Here is a 20581-nt window from a genome sequence, read left to right as displayed (position 1 = left end):
ACTTTGTAAGACTTGGGGCTTAAGCCCCTTGTTCAGGTATTGTGCGGCATTATTTAATGCGATCGCCCCAAGAGAGTCGCGCAAAGATATAGGATTTTATGAATTTCAACGCAAGTATCACACACCTACAGCTAAAAAACAATCTCTGTTAAAAATACCTTCACAAAAAAATAAAACGTAAAATATCAAGGTCTAAATCTGCGTTTTGACTAACTATTGCTAGTTCCTCGTATCCCACAAGTTCCCGATTTTTAAGCTAGCTTCACTGTAAATAATACGTAAATAGGTATGCTAAAAACTACAAAAATAGATAAGTAAGCTAAAGTAGGAAAAAATACAATTCTAAGTAGTGACCCTTAAAAAAATAAAGGTTATAGTAATTAAATTAACTAACTCTTTATGTAACAGGTTAGCTGGATAATGCTTATAAGCCAGTCAAAAAGCTGAAATGCACTGAAAAATTAGTGTTTTAAAATTTGGCAAAAACTATACCGAAAACGTCAACTTTCGGCTAAATTTTTGTGCCTTAAAACAGCAATACTCGCAGGTTAATATCTCAAGTTCCTGAAAAATTGATTTAGGTAGATAGAAGTTATGGCAATTATCAATGGTACTAACGCTAATGACATCCTTAATGGCTTGGGGAGGAATGATAACCTCTATGGTTTCGAGGGCGATGATGTCCTCCATATTAGCAATTCTTCTGGAAAAAACCTCTTAGACGGCGGCTCTGACAATGATAAACTTTATGCTACAGCTACCACTGGCAATAATACCCTCAAAGGAGGAAGTGGGGATGATTATTTAGATGTTTCTAATTCTTCTGGGAAAAACCTCTTAGATGGCGGTTCTGAGAGTGATCAAATTTATGCTATAGCTACCATTGGCAACAATATCCTCAGGGGTGGAAGTGAGAATGATTATCTAGATGTTTCTTCTTCTTTTGGGAATAACACCCTCTCTGGAGATACGGGAAATGACGAATTTTCGATTCAGGATAGTTTTGGCAAAAATATTGTTTCAGGCGGAACTGGCTCTGATAAATTTTACGCCTATGGAGTCAGTGGTGCTAACACCCTGAATGGGGGGGATGGCGATGACTCCTTCTATTTCAGGGCCCCATCTACCTCTCCTTCTTTTTTAGTGACTCAAAGGGTAGATGGGGGTACGGGTTCGGATTATTTGGAAGTCAATTACAGTAGTGATACTACCGAGGGAATCACCTCGACTTTCAATGCAACCACTAACCAAGGCTCGATTACATCTGGCATGAATCGAGTTAGCTACAAGAATATTGAACGATTAAATATCACTGGTACAGCCTACACTGACAATATTGTTGGGGGCAATGGCGAAGATGTACTCAACGGAGGCACTTCTGGTAATGACACTATTAGTGGGGGTGCAGGTAACGATTACCTTGATGTTTCCTACTCGTCTGGCAATAACATTGTGAATGGAGGCGATGGTAACGATGCCTTTTACATCTATGGAGTCAAGGGTGCTAACATCCTGAATGGAGGGAATGGCGATGACTCTTTCTATTTGAGCGCCCCATCTAGCGCCCCCTCTGTTTTAGTGACTCAAACGGTAAATGGGGGTACGGGTTCGGATTATTTGGAAGTCAATTACAGTAGCTATGCTACCAAAGGAATCACCTCGACTTTCAATGCAATCACTAACCAAGGCTCGATTACGGCTGGCATAAATCGAGTTAGCTACAAGAATGTTGAACAATTAAATATCAGTGGTACAACTTACGCTGACAAGATTGTGGGGGGTAATAACGGCGATATGCTTTATGGGTATAATGGCAACGATCTCCTGACTGGAGGGAGAGGCAATGATGCTCTGTACGGGGGAGATGGGACTGATACTTTTGCGTTCAATAATTATAGTGAAGGCATTGATAGTCTTAATGACTTCAACACAACTGGTGAAGTTATTCAGGTATCGGCTGCTGGTTTCGGCGGCTCTTTAACAGTAGGTACACTCTCAGCTAGTCAGTTTACCATCGGATCAGGTGCGAGTGCGATCGCTCAACGATTTATTTACGACAATATTACAGGCGCACTGTCCTTTGACCAAGATGGCAGCGCTGGCGCTTTTACTCAGGTACAATTCGCGCAACTCAGCAGTGGACTCTCACTAAGCGCAACCAATTTCGTTGTAGTCTAACTGGATGAGTCAAGCGTACAAAATCAAGGCGATCGCATAATACCTGGTAATTAAAAGCTTTTGGTTGAAGGGCGTGAGGGATGCGATCGCCTTTAATATAGCCATCAAGCTATATAGGACTTACGCAAAATATCTCTCAAACTTTCATTTCTCCGTGACCTCTGCGCCTCTGTGGTTCGATTTTCCGTTAGCTGTGCGTAAGTCCTGTATAAAGAGAATTAGCACTTGCCCAAAAATCTCAAAATCTTATCAAGATATAAGAAATTACGACGGGCTGCGCCTACGCCAGACTCCGAAAAAACGGCTTAACACCACCTCACCTCATAAATTGTTAACACCCTTGTTCCCAGATATAACGAAGGTGGTACACTACATCCATGCTAGGGGTGCCTAACCAGGCTGAGATCACACCCTTAACACCTGAGTCTGGGTAATACCAGCGGAGGGAAGCTGTTTATTGAGGAATATACAATATGCGGACAGAATGGGTTGCTAAACGACGTGGGCAAAGTAATGTATCTCAAATGCACTACGCCCGCCAAGGTGTTATCACCGAAGAAATGCACTACGTCGCCCAGCGGGAAAACCTCCCTGCGGATCTCATTCGTGAGGAAGTGGCGCGGGGGCGAATGATTATTCCCGCTAATATTAATCACACTAATCTAGAGCCGATGGCTATTGGCATCGCCTCCAAATGTAAGGTAAATGCTAATATCGGCGCTTCCCCAAACTCTTCCAATCTTCAGGAAGAAGTGGATAAGCTGAATCTGTCAGTGAAGTATGGTGCTGATACCGTGATGGATTTATCCACAGGCGGCGGTAATTTGGATGAAATTCGTACCGCCATCATCAAGGCTTCACCTGTTCCCATTGGTACGGTGCCGGTTTACCAAGCTTTAGAAAGTGTCCACGGCACAATCGAAAACCTGACTGCTGATGATTTTCTCCATATCATCGAAAAGCACGCCCAGCAGGGAGTAGACTATCAAACTATCCACGCAGGGATTTTGATTGAGCATTTGCCTTTGGTGAGAAACCGCATCACTGGTATTGTCTCTCGTGGCGGTGGTATTTTGGCGCGGTGGATGCTGCATCACCACAAACAAAACCCGCTTTACACCCACTTCCAAGACATTATTGAGATTTTTAAAAAGTACGATGTCTCCTTCAGTTTAGGAGATTCACTCCGTCCCGGTTGTACCCATGATGCCTCAGATGAAGCACAATTAGCTGAATTGAAAACCCTTGGACAGCTAACTCGCAAAGCCTGGGAAGATAATGTCCAGGTGATGGTGGAAGGTCCTGGACACGTGCCAATGGATCAAATTGAGTTCAACGTTCGTAAGCAGATGGAAGAGTGTTCTGAAGCACCTTTCTATGTGTTGGGGCCATTGGTGACAGACATTGCTCCTGGTTATGACCACATCACTTCAGCCATTGGAGCAGCGATGGCTGGATGGTACGGTACTGCAATGCTGTGCTATGTAACACCCAAAGAACATTTGGGTTTACCAAATGCCGAAGATGTTAGGAATGGGTTGATTGCCTATAAAATAGCAGCTCATGCGGCTGATATTGCCAGACATCGCTCTGGTGCAAGGGATAGAGACGATGAACTTTCAAAGGCGCGTTACAACTTCGATTGGAACCGTCAGTTTGAATTATCACTCGATCCAGAAAGAGCTAAGGAATATCACGATGAAACTCTGCCAGCAGATATCTATAAAACTGCTGAGTTTTGTTCGATGTGTGGGCCTAAGTTCTGCCCAATGCAAACTAAGGTTGATGCTGATGCGCTGACCGAATTAGAGAAGTTCTTGGCGAAACAGCCTGTGACTCAAAGCTAACAGATTGTCTTCTGCCGTTACAATAGTTTTTCATCAATAGGACTTACGCAAAACTACACGCGCTCTGGGGCAATTCATGAATTGCCCCTACCTAAAAACCAGGGTTTCGGCTATTGTTTGCGAACTGCCGAGTAAAAAGACTCAACTGCCGAGTGAAAAGGCTCAACTGCCGAGTGAAAAGGCTCAACTGCCGAGTAAAAAGGCTCAACTGCCGAGTAAAAAGGCTCAACTGCCGAGTAAAAAGACTCAACTGCGGAGTGAAAAGGCTCAACTGCCGAGTAAAAAGACTCAACTGCGGAGTGAAAAGGCTCAACTGCCGAGTAAAAAGACTCAACTGCCGAGTTCAGAGGTGGTAATGAATACAAAACTCACCTTGATAGCGCTAGGGGTTGGATGGGTATTTTCCAAGGTAGGTTGAATTATGCGATCGCAAATATATGAAACAAAAAATGCTCTGCCGATTGTGATTCTCAAAGGTGGTTTTGCAGGATTGTTTACAGCACTCCATCTCAGAAATTTACAGAGTTCCGTCCGATATCATTAGTAATTAGCTGTATATTCAATCCAAATATTGTGAGATTTCTTTTTCCCAGTGATTACTTCAATCCGAAGAAAGCCGATTCAGCATACTTGGAGCAAGTTACTTGTATGCAAAATGCTGGGTTTGCAACTTCCGTTATTTCTTTGGAGTCGCTGGGATCTGGTTCATCAAAGATTATCCCACTCCCTACTCCTGATTCAAAAGTGGTCTATCGGGGTTGGATGCTCTCGCCCGGAGATTATGAGTTATTAGTTAGTGTTGTAGAGAGTACAGGGACAGGTGTCTTAACTTCTAAGGCTGAGTATCTAGCCACACATTATCTGATCAACTGGTATCCCCTGATTGCTGATTTAACTCCAGAGACTAAATTTTATTCCGTCGATGATGATTTAGAGAGTGAGTTGAATCGACTTGGCTGGAATGGATTTTTTATCAAAGATTATGTTAAGTCTCTCAAAACCTCAGTTGGTTCGATGATTGATAAGCCTTCGGAAATTAAAACAGTGATTGCCCAAATGCAGACATTTCGGGGCAGTATTGAGGGAGGTATTTGTGTGCGGCGGATTGAAGATTTTGTGTCTGAAACCGAGAGGCGTTACTTTGTCGTATCTGGTAAACCTTTTGCCGCTTTACCAGATGAAGAAATTCCAGAGATTGTTTCTGAGTGTGCCAAGCGGATTAGAAGTCAGTTCTTTTCTGTGGATGTAATAGAGCGTAGAGATGGTATTAAGCGGATTGTAGAAATTGGTGATGGCCAGGTATCAGATATTGTTGGATGGACGGCTGAACGTTTTACTCAACTGTGGGTATGATGATTGAAGCTTTGCGATCGCTATGCGTTTACAACTATTTTCATGTATTTGAACTATATCTGTCGTCAGGGCACAGCATTGCTGTGCCCCTACCGCGTAGTCTATTTACCTGAAAATAGCTGTAACCGAAGGATATTGGTTTAAAATCCAATTTCAATGGTCAAGCTGCGAATCTTTCCTGTATCTGTCTCAGCTTTATCTGCAACTTCAAGAGTCCAGGTTCCTTGGGGACTTTTACCTTTGAAGGCAGCAAGTTTAAGGGTGTTTACCTCGTCATAGGTTGTTTTAATATTATCTGTAGCTCCGCCCTGGCGATCGTGCAGAATGATCGGAAGTATGCCTATTTGCACCGGGGGAAGGAGAGTAACTACAAGATCACCAATATAAGTATGCTCGATGTCTACATTAACTTTGATGGATTTCATCAGGCTGGTATTAGCGATCGCCACCGACAATGTTGATGTTTGCAAGTCGTTAATTGGGATATCTTGCACTGCCTTGAATATGCTAATGGGCGATGTTTGAGCCGGCTTGGCCAATTCTACAGCTTTGAGAGCATTCATTCGACCGTAACCGTAAAAGGGACTACGACCATTGGCATCATATTTACCTTTAGCTGGATCAATGCGATCGCAGGAGCGTTTAATAATATCTCGCACTTCGTCCCAACGCAGATTTGGGTTTCTGGCAATAATCAAAGCTGCTACACCAGCTGCACCTGGACAAGAACTGGAAGTTCCGCCGAATTCGTTCGTGTAGTTGCCTCCGGCGTCACCCAGATTCCGATTAACTGAATTATAGCCAACGACACCAGAGCGATCGGTTGTCCAAATGCCAGGGGTTTGAGAACTGTCACCATTGTTGCTGGGGAAGGCACACCAAACCGCCTGACCAAAGTCGCTGTAAGCGCTTCTCGTGCCAAAGTCGTTACAAGCTGCCACCGCAATCACCTTTTGGTAGCTGGCGTAGCCATCATTATCCACGCTTTCGTTACCATTGCCAGCTGCAAATAAAATTACACATCCCTTGCCGTTGCGTCCTTTATTGATTGCAAAATCCATAGCAAGTCGTGTGGAGTCAGGTAGAGGTGCTTTTTGGTTGTGTACAGGATCGTTTGGCTCAAACCAAGTCCCATCTGCTGGCCCCCAGCTACAAGAAATGACATCAGCACCATTTTGAGCCGCCCAAACAAAAGCATCTGCTTCGTCTTGTGACCCTAGCGCTGAAGCTAAACGAATTGGCATCAGCTTTGCACCTGGTGCCACACCAGATGCACCAAAGTTGCCGTTTGCACAAGCTACGCCTGCACACGCTGTGCCGTGGTTATTGTCGTTTCCCGGTCTGGGATTGTTAGTTTTACGTGTGACATCACGCGGGGCAACAATTTTTCCAGAGGAACGGAACTCTTCATGATCGAGATCCATACCGTCATCGATAATTGCAATAATCGTCCCTGTGCCATCGCTTAATTTCCAAGCTGCCTCAACGTTGGCATGGGCGTTAATTATCTTACCATTAATTGTTATTTGCTTTAAGTGCCACTGCTGCGAGAAAACCTGACGTTGGCGTGATTCACGTGCTAGTTCAGGATGGCACAGTTCGACTGATTCCTCATTCAGAAGTCTCTCGGCGATGTCAAAGATGGCTATACCAGTGTTTGCAGGTGCACTGACAAAGTAAGCATTTCGTGCATATTCAAGTTGGCGTTTAATTGTTAAGCTGTAACGTCTTAATACTTCTTGGCAAACCCTTAACTCTTCTTCGTTATCGAATTTAACGAAAAGGTTTTCGGTGTAGACTACAGGTTGTTTGGATACTGGATCGAGAAGGACACGTCCAGCAAATTGGACTTTAGACTCTTTGTTGAGAATTTCACGGGCGTGATCGCGCAAACCGACACCCTGAGTCGGAACTTTCGATCGCAGAATTTCTACACCCGCTTGCCGAAACCGCGTTACTAACTCGAATTGATTGAGGATATTGCGAGCTGTGGGTGATACAGGTGCGACTTCAAATGGTCTTGCACCGACAAGAGTAGTACGGCTTTCGGTACGCACTACAACGTGTTCGTTACTGATAGCAAGTTCATACTGTTGGCCGTTCTGTCCACCATAGCGAACCTGAACCATAGTTTAATCTCCTGGGATATTGAATGTCTATTGGGCATTGGGGAGCCAGCGCCGTGGGCGGGTTTCCCGACTTGAGGCGACTGGCGTCATGGGACATTGGGCATTGGCAAACCCTATTATGCCCAACTTTTAAAGCTTGTTACACGCAGTGTGCGCGGGTAGCGTTTTTAATGCAAGCCGATGCATTAACAATGTAAGCTGACGCGTTGGCATTGTAAGCTGATGCATTGGCATTGTAAGCCGACGCATTGGCATTGTAAGCTGACGCGTTGGCATTGTAAGGTGACGCATTAACAATGTAAGCCGACGCATTGGCATTGTAAGCTGACGCGTTGGCATTGTAAGCTGACGCATTGGCATTGTAAGCCGACACATTGGCATTGTAGGGTTATTGCCAAATTTAATTCGCTACGAATTAATGAAATGCTGTACTGAGTTCATCCAAGCTTTCGATTCTTCTTTCCAGACAAGAGGGATTAAAAGTCAGGTTGTTTTAAAAATCTTCACTATCAATAAAGGCGTATAGTTTGCATCCCGATGAAAGATTTGTATTCCATAAGTTAGATGCATCTAAATAAATTATAAGATAGTTCGTCATTGCGTTGGCGCAGCCTTCCCGTAGGGTACGAAGTGTTCGCGGTAGCGTCGTTTAAGAGTTGCAATCTTAGTCTTTGCGATCGCAACTCTACCAGACGCTACGCGAACACTTCACTGCGTTACGTACCCTACAGTTAGGCTTACGCCAACGCAATGACATTTTATATTTAATTTCGCCCAACTACTTACCCCTGAAAAACGTTATAACATCATTAGAACTTGAGAAAGATGTTTTACTTTCCGGCTGAGTATTTTCTACAGGTGTACTCTTTACCCCTGATTGCTGAAGTGAGATTTCAAAAAGACTACTTTTGTGAGTATCCTGAACAAATTCGCGTTGGCAGCGATGTCTACGACGGGCTACGCCTACGCACTGCTGTATCCTACACTCGTAAGCCTGGGTACTATGCAATACATTACAATCAACCCAAGACCGTGGCATCAGGAGCAGTTTTACACCTTAACGATGGTGCAATCGCAGTTTTTCCAGGCGAACCTAATCAATCTGAACAGGGGATAGTAAGCCCAATTTACACACTACAACCCAATGGTTCTTTGGCAGTACCAACTGGACTGGTTTTCATCCGCTTTGCTGAAGACGTTGATGTGGAGTCCCAGCGCGAAGTAATTAATCAAGCGGGTTACGAAGTAGCGCAAAGTCTTGACTATGCACCTCACGCCGCTTGGTTGCGTGCCCAATCAGGTAATATTGCAGATGCGATCGCCGGAATTCCTCAATTAGAAGCGATACCTAAAGTTGAGAATATCAAACCTCAGATGCTTATGGAAAAAGGTTTGAGACTAGGGCATTGATTTTGTCGCAAATGAGCATGATATTTTTCATTACAGCTATTTTCAGGTAAATAGACCACGCTCTACGGGCACAGCATTGCTGTGCCCCTACGGTTCAGTCGAAGCACTTTCCCCAAGTGCGCGACAAGTTGTAAAGTTCTCATCCTGGCTGAACCCCCCTTTTTAATGTGTTGGGGGGATATCTTATCTATAATCTTGCTTTTGAATACTTCCCAAACGAGCCGCATCACGAATATTGTAGTCGGATCGAGTAAAGCGATTTAGCTGCATCTCAAAAAAATCTCGATTGGCTTGTAAATGCTTGGGATTTTGGTCATCTAAAGGATATAAAAGTGCAGTTCGCAAGGCTTGGATTACCGCAGAAGTCACACAGTACATTGACCGTTGAAAACTAACTCCCAACTGAATCAACATATCTTCTTCACCGCGGCAATGTTGGCTGTAATAATCAACAAGATATGGTGGCAAAAAATGCAACATGTCTTGCATTAATAATGTGGGGGGAATGCCAGCAGTACCCACTGGAAATACATCAGCGTAAAGAATGCCATAATGAAAGTCTTTCTGGTCTTCCGGTACTTGACGCGCTTGAGCATTATAAGATTTTGTGCCTCGGAAGGGTGCGGTGCGGTAGAAAACAGCTTCTACATAAGGTAATGCTGCTTCATATAGCCACATGAAGCCCTTGGATTTGGGGACAATTTCGTAACATTCACCACGAATATAAACATGATGGTAAATGGGACGACCTGCGATCGCAAATATACCATTAACTAAGAAACTCATCGCCTCTGGGACGCTGCTAATGGTACCTTCGTCATAGCGATCGGACATTTCAAAGAATACTGGGGCCATGACTTCCCAGAATAAGCCCAGATTTGCGTAGTATGACATCTGGCGGCACTGCTCCAAAAACATCTCTGGAAATAGCTTGTAAAGCCCCAGCATTAGGGGGTTCCCTTGGAAGTAAGCTTTAATTGCCCTATCGGCGTTGGCTTTGTATTCTTCAGAATCTAAGTAAGGGTCAAATTGTCCACCCATCCCTCTGTGCCACAACATCGCCCGCATACAAGCTTCAGCAAATTCCATGTTAATGCGATCGTGAAACAAGTGATGCAACAACTTCGGCATTTTGAAGGTTTCACCTTTCTCAATAAATGCCAAAAGTTCTGGATGTGCAGTTGCTTCACCGCGCCAAATTCGTAAATCAGCATCATCGCCAGCGTAATGATTATGCCGTTCTAAATACTCTTTGGGTAAGAAGTATTTAAAGAAGGAAAGCGGATTTAAAAATTCTTGTTCAGCAATATAAAGTAGGTCACGCCAGTAAAAATCCATCGGCACAGCATAAGCTTTGTATAAACCGATGATTTGCATCAAATTTTCTGGGGTATCGGGTAACATTGCACCGCCTGCTTCTAGACGATGAATTACTTCAGGAAATTCATGCTTGGAAGGAGGTAATTTAGTAGGTGTTTTAATTGCTGTCATAGTGATGGTGTTTGCTAAATTGCGTAAATTTCTAGCGAATAAAATTCCCAAACTCTGCGTTTAAATTCCAACTATCAATTATTTGGTACTTCAGAGATTACGGTTTTTTCCAAGGAGGGAATTACAGCCACCATTGCTGTAGTTGTGGATTCACTCCAACGCACTAACCAAGTAGGTTGTACTCCCAAAAAGATGATAAAAGCTGCCAAAATTAAAGCTGGCATTTTTTCAGACCAAAGGGCTTTAGGATAGTAGGCTAAGTTATCGAGTCTGCCAAAACAAGTGCGGTTGAGGAGGATAACAAAATAAACTGCGGTTAATCCACTAGCTATTACACACAAAATTGTCGGAATGGGAAAGATAGAGAAACTACCTTGAAAGACGATAAATTCGGCGATAAATCCTGTTAAACCGGGAATACCAGCACTAGCCATGCCACTTAAAACCAGTAAGGCACTAATTAGAGGTAAACCACGGATAGGACTCATCAAACCATTGAGTTTATTTAATTCGCGGGTGCCAACTTTGGCTTCTACGACTCCCACCAAATGGAAGAGGATTGCAAGGATGATACCGTGGCTAAACATTTGGGCGACTGCCCCCACAAGTGCTAAGGAAGTACTGGCAGCACCAGCTAGCAAGATATAGCCCATGTGACCGACGGAACTGTATGCTACCATGCGCTTGATATCATTTTGAGCGATCGCAATTACTGCTCCATAGATAGCGCTGACTGCTCCCCAAATTGCCAGAGTCGGTGCAATAATACTCCAAGCATGGGGAAACATACCCAACCCAAATCGCAGCAGTCCATAGGTTCCCAGCTTTGCCAACACGCCACCAAGAAGAATGGCAATTGGTGCTGAAGCCTCAACGTAAGCATCGGGTAGCCAAGTATGGAAAGGAACTAAAGGAATTTTAATACCAAAACCTAATACTATCCCTGCTAGTAAAAGGATTTGCTTTGCTGTTGACAGATTTTCTGTAGAAACTGCATCAAAAGCAAAATTTGTAGAACCACTTAGCCATACCATACCTAAGAATGTAGCCAGAATTAATGCTCCTGAAACGGCAGTATAAATCAGGAATTTAATCCCAGCATAACCCCGTTTTGCCCCTCCCCAAATGGAAATTAGTAAGTAGAATGGGATTAATTCTAGTTCGTAGAACAGGAAAAATAGCAGCAAGTTTTCAGCTAGGAAAGCACCTGCGACTCCTCCACTTACTAATAAAATCATGGAGTAAAACAGCCGGGGGCGTTCAGTTTCTTTACTACTGCTATAGATAGCAATCCAGGTGAGCAGGCTATTTAACACCAACATCAAGATAGAAAGCCCGTCCACACCTAGTTGATAGCTCAAACCAAGGGTTTCATTCCAAGGTAAATACTCTTGAAATTGCATTCCAGGATTGCTGATATCAAATTTCAGCAGGATAATAAGGTTCCAGAAAAGAACTATCCCTGAAAAAATTAATGCTATTAAACGAACGCGATGTTTAGGGATACTTACAGGTAATATTGCTATGAGAATAGCAGCGAAAATTGGGAGCCAAATCAAGACACTTAACATGGTATAATTGCCCTTTAATTTTGGTTATTTACCCTTTGTCTTTTGTCCTTTATGATTTACTTTTAGGGACTTCCAAGAAATAAATTATCCAAAGAAACGAACCACAGGCACACAGAGAAGCCAGTGCGCCCTTCTCCCAAAGGGAGACGCCAAGGGCGATGCGGTTAAGAGACTTGTCCCTTGCGCGTCTCCCTTAGGAGAAGCAACTGGCGCGACACAGACAGAGGAAAAATGAGAGGATTTTTGCGTCAGTTTTGGGACATTTTTTTGGAAGTCCTTTAGCCAATGACCAATACTACTCTTAGAGAGGCTGTGCCCTAAGCGTAGGGATGCCGCAGGCTTTACGACTGCGCTCAGTACAAGTGACTAATGGCAAAGGACAAAAAACTAACTTACTAGACTAATTTCTCCAGTATCTAAATCGTAATAGCCACCCACTATTTTCAGCTTTTCAGCTTTGATCAACTCAGATAGAACTGACGATGATTGCAATCTTTTAATTTGTGCCAAAATATTTGCTTTACAAACATTTTCTACCATATCTCCTGATTTACCTTTTGAACTTTCTACACTTGGGTTAATTGCTTCCAGCAAACTTCCAATATTTCCCGGTACTGGAGCACCTTTAATCGCCGCTTGTACCGCACCACATCTTTCATGCCCTACTACCATGATGACTTTGGTGCCTAATACTAAACTGCCAAATTCTAAACTACCAATTTGCTGTGTTGTGGCAATATTACCAGCTATCCGGCAAACAAATAAATCTCCAAGCCCTTGATCAAAAACAATCTCTGAAGGTACTCGTGAATCTGCACAACCGAGAATAGAAGCGAAAGGCTTTTGACCTTTAGCAACTTCGACTAAACGTGAATAGCTTTGGTCAGGATTACGACGTTTTCTCTTGGCAAATCTTTCATTTCCATCTAATAACTCTTGCAGTGCTTTATCGGGCGTAATATCTTCTTCTACTGGTTTTTTTTCGGCTGCAAGTAAGTTTGAACCAAGTCCGACTGTCAATACACCTGTACCGATCGCACCTGCACCAAACTTAAATAAACTTCTTCTAGAAAGATTGATTTTGTGACGTTGTATGCTCATGGAATTATTCTCAGAATATTAAACTATCTGTTTGTAAGAAAACGGTGATTAACTACCTGGGTGTAATAATTTGGAAAATCAAATCTAAAAACTGCACTCCCCAAAATGGCCAACTTACCCACACTCCTAAAACACTTACTCCTAAAAGGACGGTTAAGGCGTAAAACTGGGTTTGTCCAGAGGTGCTGTATTTGAGACTCTCGCCACCTAATAGCGAAAATAAACCAACCAAATTAACGATGCCATCAACTACAAAGCGGTCAATCATATCGGCAAGTTGAGAAATCTTGGCAACGCTGAAAATAATCGTCATTCGATAGATATTGGGAGTGTAAAAATCGTATGCGATTAAGTCTTGTAAACCTTTCCAAGGCAAACGAATCGGTTTAGGAATATTCCCTAAATAAATTATGCCAGTAATAGTGCAACCGAGAATACTCGACCACATTAAAAGTAGTGCGACATCTTTATTGAGGTTTGTCCAATCTGGTAAAAGTGATAAGCTTTGCAACACTAAAGAAAGATGTAGACTGACACCAAGTAAAATCATTGTTGGCAGAATCATCGGCCAGTGGACTTCAGGCGATCGCTCACTCATTTGCGTAGGTTTACCACCAAAAATTAAAGCGAATTCTCTCGTTAAACTGACGGCTGTCAAAGCATTTACCGCTATCAATACTCCCACTAACCAAGGTTGGGTTTTCCATAACCCATCTGCTAATTCCAGCATCGCCGAAAAGCTACCCAGGGGTGGAAAACCAATTAACCCCAAACTTCCAACGATAAAGGCGATTCCGGAAATTGGGCGGCGTTTCCACAGTCCACCAAGTTGGGTTACGTCTTGGGTGATGCTATTCCAGATAATTCCGCCGGTACTCATTACCAATAGTGCTGCGGATATGGCATGGGTAAGGACTAACAATAGTGCTGCTTCGTCTTGTTGGACTCCCACGGCGATGAATACTAAACCCATGTATGCACTGACAGAATAGGATTGGCAGCGTTTGAGATCAATTTGAGCGATCGCAATTAAAGAAGCACCCAGTGCTGTCACTACCCCAATCCCCACCATCGCCGAGGAAACTATGGGCGACAGGCTTAATACCGGTTGCAGTTTAATCAGCACCCATGCACCACTAGCGACTACTACCGAGTTCCGCAAAATGGTACTGGGAACAGGGCCTTCCATTGCTTCATCCAACCATAAATGCAAGGGAAACTGGGCACATTTGCCCATTGGCCCGGCAATTAAGGCTAAACCTACCAGTGCAATCGCTGTGGGGTTAACATTTGCAGTAGCCGCCCATTCAGCTAGTTCTGTATAATTCCAGGTTCCAGCTAGGGGCCATAATGCCAACACGCCCATCAGCAAGAATAAGTCTCCCACCCGCTTGGTTAAGAAAGCATCTCTAGCACCTGAGACTACCAACGGCTGGCTAAACCATAAGCCGACTAGTAGGTAGGTTCCCAGTGTGAGGATTTCCAAAATTACATAGCTAAAGAACAAGTTATTACACAGAGCAAGGGCACATAGTCCTGCTTCAAATAATCCTAATAAAGAATAGAAGCGTCCCCAACCCCAATCCATTTCCATGTAGCCGATCGCATAAATCTGCGCCAGCAAATTCAAGCCAGTAATCACAACCAAAGCGCCGACACTCACCGAGGATATTTCCAAAGCAATGGTGAGGTCTAAACCAGCCGTAGATAACCAGGGAATAAATATTTCTTGGGGTGGCTGATTCCAAGTTGCTTGTAAGGCGATCGCAGAATGCACAAACGCCAAAAATGTCATCACCAAGTTTACATAACCCGCCGGTCTTGGCCCGGTTTTCCGAATGATTCCCGGTGACCAAGGCACGGCTAACAAGCCACCTATTAAGGCATAGCAAGGAACTAGCCAAACAGTCTCAAGTAGAAACTGAGCCATCAACTTACCTCTATATTATGATCAAAAATTTGGGGTTTTGAATCAACTTGTGTTGATCCCAGTTAACCCAGGGATTGCAGATAATGCAAATTTATCTTTGCTTTCTTTTCTTAGAAACAGCTTACCGTTATATTTGTCCAAATGGAATTAATTAATTAAATAAATTTCCGATAAGAACTCTAATTATTTCTTATCCAATCAACTATTTGACTAATCAATAATAACTATTATTTTTTATCTATGAATTGACTGTGGTATTAATCAATAGTCATCATTAGTTTTTATTTATTGACATAAATCACAAGAGACGCAAGTCCCTTGCGTCTCTATAAGTCAACTAAATATATACTAAACTTTGGCAATTTTGTCAATCTGCCAACAATTAGAAATAATTGCAGGCGCTTGGTCAAATTGGCTGATAGGAGCGGGTTTCATGTCCCGGTAGTCCAGGAGTTGGACTAAGATTAGGTAGGCGATCGCTAAAACGATCGAAATCACACCTGTAATAATGGCAACTAATTTTGAACGATCCATCACTATTTCCTGTAATGCAAGTTATTGTGCAGTGTCTATATCTACATTAATACTTGAGACACACACTTACCGATATACTCGCGGTTGCTCAAAGCAACGGTTTAGAGGTTCTGTTAGTCATGCATCTACTTGCTGATAAAACTTATCTACTTTGCGAATTAATACCAGCATCTACGTCTAGCCGATTATTACTGCTTGGTCTTTAACTCCCTGTGTTTGTCTGCTGTTTTAAAGTAAAACATAAACCATCAGTAGTTCCTGTAATGCAAGTTATTGTGCTGTGCCTATATCCACATTTTTCGCTATAAACTTGTAAAATCATCTACTTAGTAATGTATAATAAAGCCCAATAGTTTAGGGTGCAAGTCAAGTATTAAACTACTTGCTAGTACTGCCAAAGCATATTGTATGTCTAAATCTGCAATCACCGTTACCGTCAAATTGTTTGCTGCTTATCAAGAAGCCTTTAGGGTTTCGGAACTTGTACTAGAATTTCCCAATAGTATGCCAGTCAAAGCAGTATGCGATCGCCTCATAGCTGAACACCCGGAACTCTCCCAATGGCGTGACATCACCCGCTTTGGGATTAATTTAATATTTGTCGAACCAGATACCCTACTACAAGATGGGGATGAAGTCGTGCTGATTCCACCAGTCAGCGGTGGCTAGCAAAACAGTTATGAGTGATGAGTTAAAGATTCAAAACTTTTAACTGAACAAGGCTTGCGATGGTGTACCCGTCCGCCGTAGGCGATCGCACCCTTTGTTTGGCTGCAATTTTTCCTCCCGCCTAAACTTGAATAAATGCAGTTTTGCTTAATAACCCAAGATAAGCCGCAACTTTGGTTAATATATTTTTGCCAAAGTGGGATACTCCCCTATTAACCTCAGTACCAGCACCATAGGCGATATAGTCAATAATTAATCAACCAGCATCTCATGTAAATGATTCATTTGTTCAATATTATATTAATTTGCAATTAAATATTTTTTTGATTTAGTTTGCCACCATTCTTTTTTGAGCTTGGATATCACGCCTAAACCAAAATATAATTAATGCTAAAGTTGGGATAACCGTTACAACATTGAAAGGTGGGAAACCTTGTATTAGATAATAAGCAACAGTACTTGTAGTACTAAATACTATACTAGTAATCACAAATCTTTTTGAATGTATGTTTAAAGCTACGACTGCCAGCAGCACAGAGGAATACCAAGAGCAATACCAAGGAGCAGCAAACAGAAATAATATTAAGGTAATCCATCCAATATTTATACTAAGATTAGTTTCAGAATAATTTTTTTTAAAATATGGTTTTAGCAGAACAACAAAATAAGCAACTAGAAATGGAAAAAATATTATAGGTTTAAATATCGAGAATATAGTCTGTTTAAAACTTAGAGAAAAATTTATAAATTTAAAATGTAGTACTTGCGTAAGCAAAGCATATAAGGAACCATTTACTTTATTTGAAACCCCAGGATTTAAAAGGCTTTCCCAAGCCTCGACTGTAGGTAAAGCTATAATGCCAACTGCAAAAATTATAACTACAGAGATACAAATAGCACTGAATAAGCTTTTCCACCGTTGTTGCTTAATCAAATAAACAAAAATTAAAGGCAACCAAATAATTGGTAATGTTTTAATTAAAAAACCAATCCAAACTGTAACAATTGCAGCTATATAATTATGGTTTTTTAGGCAGATTATTAAAGTAATTAAAATTGTAGAAATTAAGACATCAATATGTGCATTTGTAACCTGCTCAAACAGCAAAATTGGGCTAACTAAATATGCAATTGTTACATTGATTTTCTGAGGAGAATTTTTTAATTGCCCCCAGATTAAGTAACTATTTAATATATGGAATAAAAGACATATTAATTTAAATACATAAATTCCCAAACTAGGAGTAATTGCAACGAAAGCAGCGGAAATAATAAAAAATATTTGAGATACAGGCCCATAAGTTGAAGTCTGTTTCCAGACAAGAAATGAAGACAACTTTGAGGTAAATGTGCTTGCAGGATTAATAAAAGGGTTAATTCCATTTAAGTCCATTAAACCATAATGCACATATAAATTAATATCAGTAGTTATTGGATAACTTATGAAGGCGATTAACAAAAAGAATGAACTATTTCTTAGTATTTTTAGAAAAGTTATATCTCTTTTTTTATTTTTGTTTTTATTTATGATTAACCAAACAATATATATAATATTTAAACCCAGGTATTCTATGCCTGTTCTTACTTTGTCAAAACGGTTAGAAAAATCAGGTAAATATTTACCTGTGTGATTAGTTAAAGCTTCAATATCAAAAGAATAAGCTCTAATTGCTAATTCTCCACATAAGATTAACGACAAAATTATGGCAAGCCCTAACAATATTTTATTTTTTTTATTGAAATTATAATCATTCACATTTAGCATAATTATATAAAAATTAAATTAATCAATAAAATTTTCACTTATATTATAGCAATCCGAATTGAATCCTGAGAAAATATGGAGATTAAAATTACATATTTATAGAATTTTCAGTCTTTTACTTTCTTACAAGTGATTTAGGATTGCTATATCATAATAAACGTTTATTTTTCATGAAATTTTATATAATTAAATGCGTTTTATTTAAAAGTACTATAAAGTTACACAGTAAAACTGAACATTTTCAATTACTTCAGCCTCTATTTTTGGCAAGGTGTTGCTTATGGATCACTTTTAGGATGGCGAGTGGTATAGTTCAATTAATTGAAAAATGCACTCAATAATTTTTGCGCTGGTCACCATTGGCAGGATAATCCTCGTGCTGTCCTTACTCGGATGAAATCAAGTTAGTTGGAAGTTGTCCGTGCCAATTCTACTCAATACCTCTAGGATTTAGCAGTTAGCTTCACTAAGTTATCTAACTCTTGCTGCATCTGACTAACAACTAATTCATAACATTCATTGACATAGTGGCGATCGCTAGCTGCTTTAGGGCCATAGCGTTCAAATACAATTGGCGGACAAACCCGCGTGTACATGGGCACAGGTAATGGAATGTTGGGCAACGGGCCAATTGCTAATCCCCAAGGCAGTCCGAGATAGATCGGAAAAACTTCCGGATCAATCCCAAACAGCCAAGGCATTCCCCATTCATGGAGTTGCTGCACAATTTTGTAGCAGTCTGTCAGTATAATCAGCGTATCGTGAGCACCCCAGGAAATCACAGGCACAATTGGCACATTTTCCCGCAACGCTAACTTGATAAATCCTTGCCGCCCCGCAAAGCAGATTTTGTTACGTAAATAATGCGGTCGGAAGATATCTTGCGCTCCACCAGGATAAACTAGGACACTAGCTCCAGAGTGCAAAGCAGCGTAAGCCATTTTCGGATGGGCAATGATTGCTCCAGTCTTGGCAACTAGTTGCGCTAGTGGCGGGCTAACCTGCCAAGCGTTAGGATGCATTAAACCATAAACGGGTTGCTCTACACCAAATCGTCGGAACCAGTCGTACATCATCATTGTCATATCGGGTGCAGCGAGTCCCCCATTATGCGAACCGACAAATAGGACTTTTTCTTGAGGTGCAATATTATCCCAGCCACTAGTTTGAACTCGGAAATAGTAGTGATATAAAAAGCCAAACAAAGGCATCATAAATTCTATGAACTTTGGATCTCGCTCATCCAAAGACCAACCTGGTTTTTTGTTTAAGAGATGTTGCTTTTTTGATGACATCGATACATTCTAATCCCTTGCTCTGCTTTAGAGGCTGTGTATATACCTTAACTTTCATCGCTGTTTTGCTTCTGCTTGACTAACCAAACAGAGAGCAGAGCGAGTGCAACACCAGCCACAATAAAACAATAAATGTAGCCGAAGTTATCCACAATCCTACCAAATACTGCTGCGCCGATTCCCTGGCCGACAAACAGGTTGAAGACGAACAGCGAAACAGCAGTGCCTCGTGCTTCCGGGGAAAGCTCAGTGGCTTGGGTCTGGAGGGTGCTGTGCATCATATAAAAGCCTAATCCCATTAAAATACTCAAGGGGATAAACAGCATCCAGTTCTGGAACAATGCGATCGCCAAAAAGCTGATACACATCAAGCCTCCTCCCACCCCCATTAAACCAATTTCACCCAGTCGCCTGACTAACCATTTAACTGAGCGACTGTAAATTAGTCCACCCAATCCAAAACCACTGAGCATAAACCCGATCGCTAGATAACTTAGACTATAGCGATCGCGCAGAAATGCACCGACGTAAGCAAATGCCCCAAACACGCAAAAGCCTTCCACAAACACTCCTATAATTACAGTCCGAGCGATTGGTTGGGTCAATAGTTGGTAATAAGGTCGAAATGTTATCCTACCGACGCGACTTTGGGGACGATGACCATCGCTAAGATGGCGCGTTCCCCGCCACAAAAGTCCAACAATGCCAAGGGAGACGATGCCAAATAACAGAAATATATCACGCCAGCTGATATATTCTCCAAAGATACCGCCCAAACTACCACCGAGAATTTGACCCAACACTAGCGCACTTAAATACTTGCCGATCGCAGCTTGGCGTTCTTCATAAGGAAAGTTGTCACCAATATAAGCTAGGGTGATGGGGATGACCCCAGCAGCAGCCATGCCTGTGAGAAACCGTAGCAAGGTAAGTAAGACGATATTTGTCATCAAGGCACAAACAGCAGTACCTACAGCAAATGCTGCCAGCGCTGTTGTAATTACCTTGAGTTTGCCGATGCGATCGCTTAGTGGCCCATAGACTAACTGAAATAGTCCGTAGGGAATAGTGTATGCGGAGATAATCACCGCAGCACTGCCAACACCGACTTTAAACTCGTCAGCAATGATGTGTAGCAGGGGGTCAATCACCCGTGCATCAGCAATCACCATGAAGGCAGCAGCGCCCAACAATCCTAATGAGACAGGTGTTTTGCCTGCTATATCCTTTGCTAACCTGCCCACTGCTATGTTCTCCTGTAGTTTGAGTTTTCGCACTTCTAGAATAGACTTTTTGCAGAAGGGCAAG

General features: G+C 42.0%; 16 protein-coding genes and 1 riboswitch. Of the genes, 7 read left to right on the top strand and 9 right to left on the bottom strand.

Annotated features, from left to right (window positions below):
* Positions 1 to 594 precede the first annotated feature (594 nt).
* The 4 genes from V7K46_RS27975 to V7K46_RS27960 all read left to right on the top strand — a co-directional run bounded on the left by V7K46_RS27975 (position 595) and on the right by V7K46_RS27960 (position 5378).
* Positions 595 to 2178, top strand: coding sequence for a calcium-binding protein (locus V7K46_RS27975; protein ID WP_335119056.1), 1584 nt, complete (start codon positions 595 to 597; stop codon positions 2176 to 2178).
* Between the two features lie 372 nt (positions 2179 to 2550).
* A riboswitch (TPP riboswitch) is annotated at positions 2551 to 2643 on the top strand.
* 8 nt (positions 2644 to 2651) lie between these two features.
* The gene (thiC, locus tag V7K46_RS27970) at positions 2652 to 4025 is read left to right on the top strand and encodes a phosphomethylpyrimidine synthase (RefSeq protein ID WP_335119054.1); all 1374 of its coding nucleotides are present in this window, start codon (positions 2652 to 2654) and stop codon (positions 4023 to 4025) included.
* Positions 4026 to 4101: 76 nt separating this feature from the next.
* A complete protein-coding gene (locus V7K46_RS27965) occupies positions 4102 to 4443 on the top strand; it encodes a hypothetical protein (RefSeq protein WP_335119052.1) in 342 nt (113 codons plus the stop codon).
* Positions 4444 to 4598: 155 nt separating this feature from the next.
* Complete coding sequence (locus V7K46_RS27960) at positions 4599 to 5378, top strand: ATP-grasp domain-containing protein (protein ID WP_335119050.1); 780 nt, start codon at positions 4599 to 4601, stop codon at positions 5376 to 5378.
* Positions 5379 to 5518: 140 nt separating this feature from the next.
* On the opposite strand, the gene V7K46_RS27955 is transcribed toward V7K46_RS27960, so the two are convergent.
* Complete coding sequence (locus V7K46_RS27955) at positions 5519 to 7507, bottom strand: S8 family serine peptidase (protein ID WP_335119048.1); 1989 nt, start codon at positions 7505 to 7507, stop codon at positions 5519 to 5521.
* Between the two features lie 23 nt (positions 7508 to 7530).
* Between V7K46_RS27955 and V7K46_RS27950 the strand changes: the two genes are divergently transcribed.
* Both V7K46_RS27950 and V7K46_RS27945 read left to right on the top strand, forming a co-directional pair.
* Positions 7531 to 7704, top strand: a complete 174-nt coding sequence (locus tag V7K46_RS27950; protein WP_335119046.1) for a hypothetical protein — start codon at positions 7531 to 7533, stop codon at positions 7702 to 7704.
* Positions 7705 to 8332: 628 nt separating this feature from the next.
* Positions 8333 to 8917, top strand: coding sequence for a hypothetical protein (locus V7K46_RS27945; protein ID WP_335119044.1), 585 nt, complete (start codon positions 8333 to 8335; stop codon positions 8915 to 8917).
* Positions 8918 to 9100: 183 nt separating this feature from the next.
* Here V7K46_RS27945 and V7K46_RS27940 read toward each other — a convergent pair whose 3' ends face one another.
* From V7K46_RS27940 to V7K46_RS27920, 5 genes are all read right to left on the bottom strand, one after another.
* Complete coding sequence (locus V7K46_RS27940) at positions 9101 to 10408, bottom strand: CO2 hydration protein (RefSeq protein ID WP_335119042.1); 1308 nt, start codon at positions 10406 to 10408, stop codon at positions 9101 to 9103.
* 74 nt (positions 10409 to 10482) lie between these two features.
* The gene (locus V7K46_RS27935) at positions 10483 to 11979 is read right to left on the bottom strand and encodes an NADH-quinone oxidoreductase subunit M (RefSeq protein WP_335119040.1); all 1497 of its coding nucleotides are present in this window, start codon (positions 11977 to 11979) and stop codon (positions 10483 to 10485) included.
* A 387-nt stretch (positions 11980 to 12366) separates the two neighbouring features.
* Positions 12367 to 13080, bottom strand: a complete 714-nt coding sequence (locus V7K46_RS27930; RefSeq protein ID WP_335119038.1) for a carbonic anhydrase — start codon at positions 13078 to 13080, stop codon at positions 12367 to 12369.
* A gap of 52 nt (positions 13081 to 13132) precedes the next feature.
* Complete coding sequence (locus tag V7K46_RS27925; RefSeq protein ID WP_335119036.1) at positions 13133 to 15010, bottom strand: NAD(P)H-quinone oxidoreductase subunit F; 1878 nt, start codon at positions 15008 to 15010, stop codon at positions 13133 to 13135.
* Between the two features lie 348 nt (positions 15011 to 15358).
* Entirely contained in the window at positions 15359 to 15544 is a 186-nt protein-coding gene (locus V7K46_RS27920; RefSeq protein WP_335119034.1) for a hypothetical protein, read from the bottom strand.
* Between the two features lie 408 nt (positions 15545 to 15952).
* Between V7K46_RS27920 and V7K46_RS27915 the strand changes: the two genes are divergently transcribed.
* Positions 15953 to 16213: a MoaD/ThiS family protein gene (locus V7K46_RS27915; RefSeq protein WP_229483813.1), complete on the top strand. Its 261-nt coding sequence runs from the start codon at positions 15953 to 15955 to the stop codon at positions 16211 to 16213.
* Between the two features lie 328 nt (positions 16214 to 16541).
* On the opposite strand, the gene V7K46_RS27910 is transcribed toward V7K46_RS27915, so the two are convergent.
* From V7K46_RS27910 to V7K46_RS27900, 3 genes are all read right to left on the bottom strand, one after another.
* Positions 16542 to 17969 carry a hypothetical protein gene (locus tag V7K46_RS27910; RefSeq protein ID WP_335119032.1) on the bottom strand — a complete coding sequence of 476 codons (1428 nt, stop codon included), beginning with the start codon at positions 17967 to 17969 and terminating at the stop codon, positions 16542 to 16544.
* A 452-nt stretch (positions 17970 to 18421) separates the two neighbouring features.
* Positions 18422 to 19273, bottom strand: coding sequence for a lysophospholipid acyltransferase family protein (locus V7K46_RS27905; RefSeq protein WP_335119030.1), 852 nt, complete (start codon positions 19271 to 19273; stop codon positions 18422 to 18424).
* Positions 19274 to 19320: 47 nt separating this feature from the next.
* The gene (locus V7K46_RS27900; RefSeq protein WP_335119028.1) at positions 19321 to 20517 is read right to left on the bottom strand and encodes an MFS transporter; all 1197 of its coding nucleotides are present in this window, start codon (positions 20515 to 20517) and stop codon (positions 19321 to 19323) included.
* Positions 20518 to 20581: the final 64 nt, after the last annotated feature.

Source organism: Nostoc sp. (assembly GCF_036917395.1).
Lineage (GTDB): Bacteria > Cyanobacteriota > Cyanobacteriia > Cyanobacteriales > Nostocaceae > Nostoc.
Note: the sequence above shows the minus strand (reverse complement) of the source record. Positions and strands in the feature narration are given on the sequence as shown.